This window comes from Candidatus Woesearchaeota archaeon, from assembly GCA_026394965.1.
Lineage (GTDB): Archaea > Nanobdellota > Nanobdellia > Woesearchaeales > 0-14-0-80-44-23 > JAPLZQ01.
This window is the reverse complement of the sequence record JAPLZQ010000092.1, coordinates 1-4,847: the sequence shown is the minus strand read 5'-3', so window position 1 is coordinate 4,847 and position 4,847 is coordinate 1. Positions and strand designations below refer to the sequence as shown.

Here is a 4,847-nt window from a genome sequence, read left to right as displayed (position 1 = left end):
CAACTTTCAGGCTTACTCCGGAGAGTGCATTAACCTTTGCCTCTCTCATGCTGTATTCCTTGCATACATCCTTAAGCTCTATTATTGGTCCTTTGCTCATTTCAATCCTTCTTTTTCATTCTTGCTTTTTCATCCTTATTTTATCTGCATAATGTCAAAAAATTCCTGTAATCCCAATCATAATCTTGAAAGGCTTTTATTTGCTGATGAAAGCACATTTTTTATCCTGTTCATTTTCTTATCTGTTGCCGAATTGCCTGCAAGCATTTTTGTTATCATGAGATTAAGCTTTATGACTTCCTCGTGAATCTCCGGGCAAGATTCCATTTTCATGCTCAGCGCCGAAAACAGCCCCTTCATCTGCGAATCTCCCTCTTTTTGGCTTTTCTCAAAGCAGCGCAGTATTCCGATATCCTTCATAACCCGCTTTACCATCTCATTTTTTGCGCGCTCGCTTTCCTTTGCGCTTTTTTCAAACTCTCTGCCTTTTGCAGTCAGGGAATACTGCTTTTTTACCCTGGCGCAATTCTCCCTCTTCACAGAAAGAAGCCCTTCGGAAAGCAGCCCTTTCAGAAGGGGATACATTGAGCCTGCAGACGGCTTCCAGCCTGTTTTCATCTCAATGTTCTTCATCAGCTGATAGCCGCTTAAATCTCCGATTGACAGCTCTGAAAGCACAAGCATGGCGAGCCTGCCCCTGAGCATATTATCCAAGAAAGGCATTTCCATCTTGTGAAAGGTTTTTTCTTTATTGTTCATTCCTGCTCTGCTCAATTGCCCTGCTTAATATATCTTTACCGATACATCTTATCAAATATATCTTAAGCGATATATCAATAAAGATGCGTTGTGCATATCTTCCTTTTAAATATTTCGGAAAAAACTTGTCAAAAACCACAGTTAAATAAGGGTAGCCTAAATGTTGAGTTGGAAAAAACAACTTGTGGTTTTTGAGCACACAAAATTCCACACTAAGTTTATATAATTATCCAACACATTTATCAAAGACATGTGGAATTTTGTTGTTTAAAGATGGGAAACACATGCTCTGCGGGGGAAGAAATGGAAAAAGGAACTGCAAAAGTCAAGAGGGGATTCATGAGCATGCTGAAGGGCGGGGTCATAATGGATGTGACCAGCGCTGAGCAGGCTAAAATAGCTGAAGAGGCAGGAGCAGTGGCTGTGATGGCGCTTGAGAGGGTTCCTGCTGACATCAGAAAGGAGGGCGGAGTCGCAAGGATGGCGCAGCCAGACAAAATAAAAGAAATCATGAAAGCAGTAAGCATTCCTGTCATGGCAAAAGCAAGGATAGGGCATTACGGAGAAGCAGACATAGAAACCATTCTTGGAGAGGGAGTGGACTGCATAGACGAATCAGAAGTGCTTACTCCTGCTGACAATGAGCATCATATTGATAAAAATAAATATGAAATTCCATTCGTCTGCGGAGCAAGGAACCTTAGCGAGGCGCTGAGGAGAATAGAAGAGGGCGCTTCCATGATAAGAACAAAGGGCGAAGCAGGCACAGGTGACATAAATCAGGCGGTCTACCACATGCGCACAATGAGAAAGGAGATTGCACTGCTGGCAGGATATAATGAAATTGAGCTTTACTCAAATAAACATGGAAATGAGAAAAGAACTAATGATAAAACTGGCGAAGTTGAAACTTTTATAAGATGGCTGAAAGAGAAAAAACCAGAATTCTTTGTTGAAGGTATTGCAAATATTGCGGGCATGCTTAAAGTGGATGATTATTACAAACAGAAAGGAATACTTGGCTTGGACGATGAGCTCCTGAAGTTTTTCAGGGAAAATAAAATGCCCGTTGAAGCATTGAACAGCATAATTCATGAAAGGGCTGAGGACACTATAGATGCGCTTATCTACAACTATTTTAGAATAGAAGAACAATCTAAAAGAGACGAAATCAGGGAAAATTTCCTGAAAAAAATCGCATTGGAATACGGAGTTACAGAAAATCTTGTGCGCGAGGTTGCAAACATCTGCTATGACAAGAGCTTCAACACCCTGCCTGTTATGAATTTTGCTGCAGGCGGCATAGCAACCCCTGCGGATGCTATATTGATGATGAAACTCGGCTCTGACGGGATTTTCGTCGGCTCAGGGATATTCAAGTCAACAAATCCAAAAGAGAGGGCAGAAGCGATTGTTGCTGCAACAATCTACTGGGACAAGCCCGAAACATCGATAGAGTTATGGCATAACCTCGGAGAGGAAATGCCTGGGATAAGCTCGTCTGAGCTTGGAGAGGACAAGAAGATGCAGTATAGGGGAGAATAAACATTATCTGCTTACAACACTTCCCTTTCTTATAACAGTAATATAATTCCCGAAGGAATCAATCTCTGCAATTGTAAATCCCCTGCCCCGGTCTTCATTAATATCATAGCCTATCGTTACACCCTGGTCAATTTCCACATTCTTGTCTATTATTGCATTTTTTATATGGCAGCTTCTTCCGATTGATGTTTCTTTTCCGGGGTCTCCGCCCATAATAACAGAATTATCTATTTGACAGTATCGGTGAATGTATGTTTCAGGGGATATTATCGAGCCCTCAACCCTTGCTCCGCTTATTATCACGCCATCACACACAAGGGAATTTAGTGCTTCTCCTTTTTGGTTTGAATCATTGAAAACAGTTTTAGTTGGCGGATGGTCTGCCTGGAAGGTGTGTATCGGCCATATTTCTCCATAGAGATTGAATTCCGGGTTTACACCCACTAAATCCATATTTGCCTGCCAAAATGCAGTCAATGAGCCGACATCCCACCAATATCCTGAGTCTCCTGTTCGCTCAGTAAGGACTTTTATTCTCTTCCCGTTTTCAGCACGATATTCATAATCGCTTATCCTGTTGTCCTTATTGAAATCAAATGAGTAAACATTTTTTTCCTTAATCATTTTGGGGATTATGTGCTTTCCAAAATCATTCCCTTCCTGCCGGAGCATTTCCTCAAGTACATTATAGTTAAAGAGATAAACTCCCATTGAGGAAAATGCAAAATCTGGGTTTTCAGGCATCGGCTTTGGCTCCTTGGGTTTTTCCTCAAAATCAACAACCTTCTGGTTTTTGTCTGCCTGCAGGATTCCAAAGTCGCTGGCTTCCTTTATCGGCACCCTTACTGCTGAAATTGTTAAATCCGCATCTTTTTCTTCATGGAATTTTATCAGCTGCCGATAGTCCATCTTGTAAATGTGGTCTCCTGAAAGTATGAGCACCTTTTTGGGGTTTCTGTTTTTTATCAGTTCAATGTTCTGTCTTACAGCATCTGCTGTTCCCTGGTACCATGATTCACCTGTTCTCATCTGCGCAGGCACGTTTTCAATGAACTGGTCAAGTGTCCTTGGGAGAAAAGACCAGCCGTAAGCGAGATGATTGTTTAAAGAGTGGGATTTGTATTGTGTAAGCACATACATCTTTGATAATTTTGAGTTTATGCAGTTGCTCAGGGTAAAATCTATTATTCTGTATTTTCCCCCGAATGGGACTGCTGGCTTTGCCCTCACCTCTGTAAGAGGCATAAGCCTTGTTCCTGTTCCTCCTGCGAGAATTATTGTAATTATATCATCAAGCATTTTTTCACCTTAATAAAACAAATAGTCTATTCTGAGTATTTAAATTTTTCCAATAAATACCACTTATAAGTAGTTAACTAATCTTGGATTTTTTGGATAAGCTTTAAAACTGCCCTAAAAACAATGATGCCATGAAGATTGTGTGCGGAATTGATGAGGCAGGGAGAGGACCTGCTGTTGGTCCGATGGTAATCTGCGGCGCGTCTTTTCCCGAAAACATTTCCGACAAATTAAAAGAGATTGGAGTAAAGGATTCCAAGCTTCTCCTTCCTGAGGAAAGAGAAGAGCTTTTTGAGAAAGTAACTGAGCTCTGCAAAAAAAAGTATTATATCATAATTATAAGCCCCGATGAAATTGATTCTGCTGTTGCTGAAAAGGACCTGAACTGGCTTGAGGCAAGGAAGACTGCAGAGATAATAAATTTCCTGCGCCCGAATAAGGCAATAATTGACTGCCCAAACCCCAACACAAAATCTTATTCAGAATACATAAGGGAGCGGCTTATTGACAAGAAAACAGAGATTGTTGCCGAGCACAAGGCTGATTTCAAGTATCCCGTTGTTGGAGCTGCATCCATACTCGCGAAGGTTACAAGAGATGCTGAAATAGAGAAGATAAAGGAAAAGATTGGAATTGACTTCGGCTCAGGATACCCATCTGACCCCAAGACGAAGAAATTCATTGAGGAGAATTTTGACAACAAGAAGTTCGCATCAATTATCAGGCACAGCTGGAGCCCGGTAAAGGCAAGGGTTTCTGAAAAAGAGCAAAGCCGGCTTGGCGATTTCTAAAATATAGGCAAGGGCATTAATGTTCGTTATTATTTGCCTTGCCTATATCGAGAAAATTTTCTCGTAGAGAAAATATCTTTAGGGAAGCGTTCTGTATTTTGTGTTGAGAAGAGTCCATTCTATGAATATGAATATCACTGCAATGGATATCAGCGCGGCTGAAAGCCTTATTGAAAGCTTCTGGCTGGACATGTCTGCTATATTCTCATACGCATTCAGAATTGCCTGATTGTCAGATGCCCTGAAGTATTTTCCTCCTGTGCTTTCTGCAATGAGCTTCAGCGACTCTTCGTCAAGCATGGATATGAGTTCAGTCCTTATGAATGAGCCTCCCTGTTCAGAGCCTATTCCAATTGTATGAATTACGGTGTTCGCGTTGTTTGCGTGCTCAATCCCCTCTTTTACTTCAGCCCCGACATTGCTCTGTCCATCGGTAATGAGTATTACAACCCT

4 protein-coding genes and 2 pseudogenes are annotated in these 4,847 nt (G+C 41.4%); 3 read left to right on the top strand and 3 right to left on the bottom strand.

Annotation, left to right across the window (positions count from 1 at the left end; genetic code table 11):
* Positions 1 to 177: 177 nt before the first annotated feature.
* On the bottom strand, positions 178 to 759 hold the full coding sequence (locus tag NTV63_03940; protein MCX6710070.1) for a PadR family transcriptional regulator: 582 nt from the start codon (positions 757 to 759) through the stop codon (positions 178 to 180).
* A gap of 303 nt (positions 760 to 1,062) precedes the next feature.
* Here NTV63_03940 and NTV63_03935 point away from each other — a divergent pair.
* Together NTV63_03935 and NTV63_03930 are read left to right on the top strand one after the other, a co-directional pair.
* Positions 1,063 to 1,611 (top strand): annotated as a pseudogene (locus tag NTV63_03935) (pyridoxal 5'-phosphate synthase lyase subunit PdxS).
* A gap of 420 nt (positions 1,612 to 2,031) precedes the next feature.
* A pseudogene (locus NTV63_03930) lies at positions 2,032 to 2,304 on the top strand (pyridoxal 5'-phosphate synthase lyase subunit PdxS).
* Between the two features lie 3 nt (positions 2,305 to 2,307).
* Here the strand turns inward: NTV63_03930 and glgC are convergent.
* Complete coding sequence (gene glgC / locus NTV63_03925) at positions 2,308 to 3,603, bottom strand: glucose-1-phosphate adenylyltransferase (protein ID MCX6710069.1); 1,296 nt, start codon at positions 3,601 to 3,603, stop codon at positions 2,308 to 2,310.
* A gap of 131 nt (positions 3,604 to 3,734) precedes the next feature.
* On the opposite strand from glgC, the gene rnhB reads away from it, so the two are divergent.
* A complete protein-coding gene (rnhB, locus tag NTV63_03920) occupies positions 3,735 to 4,394 on the top strand; it encodes a ribonuclease HII (GenBank protein MCX6710068.1) in 660 nt (219 codons plus the stop codon).
* Positions 4,395 to 4,472: 78 nt separating this feature from the next.
* Here rnhB and NTV63_03915 read toward each other — a convergent pair.
* Positions 4,473 to 4,847 (bottom strand): VWA domain-containing protein (locus NTV63_03915; GenBank protein ID MCX6710067.1); only part of this gene is annotated, 375 nt, incomplete at its 5' end.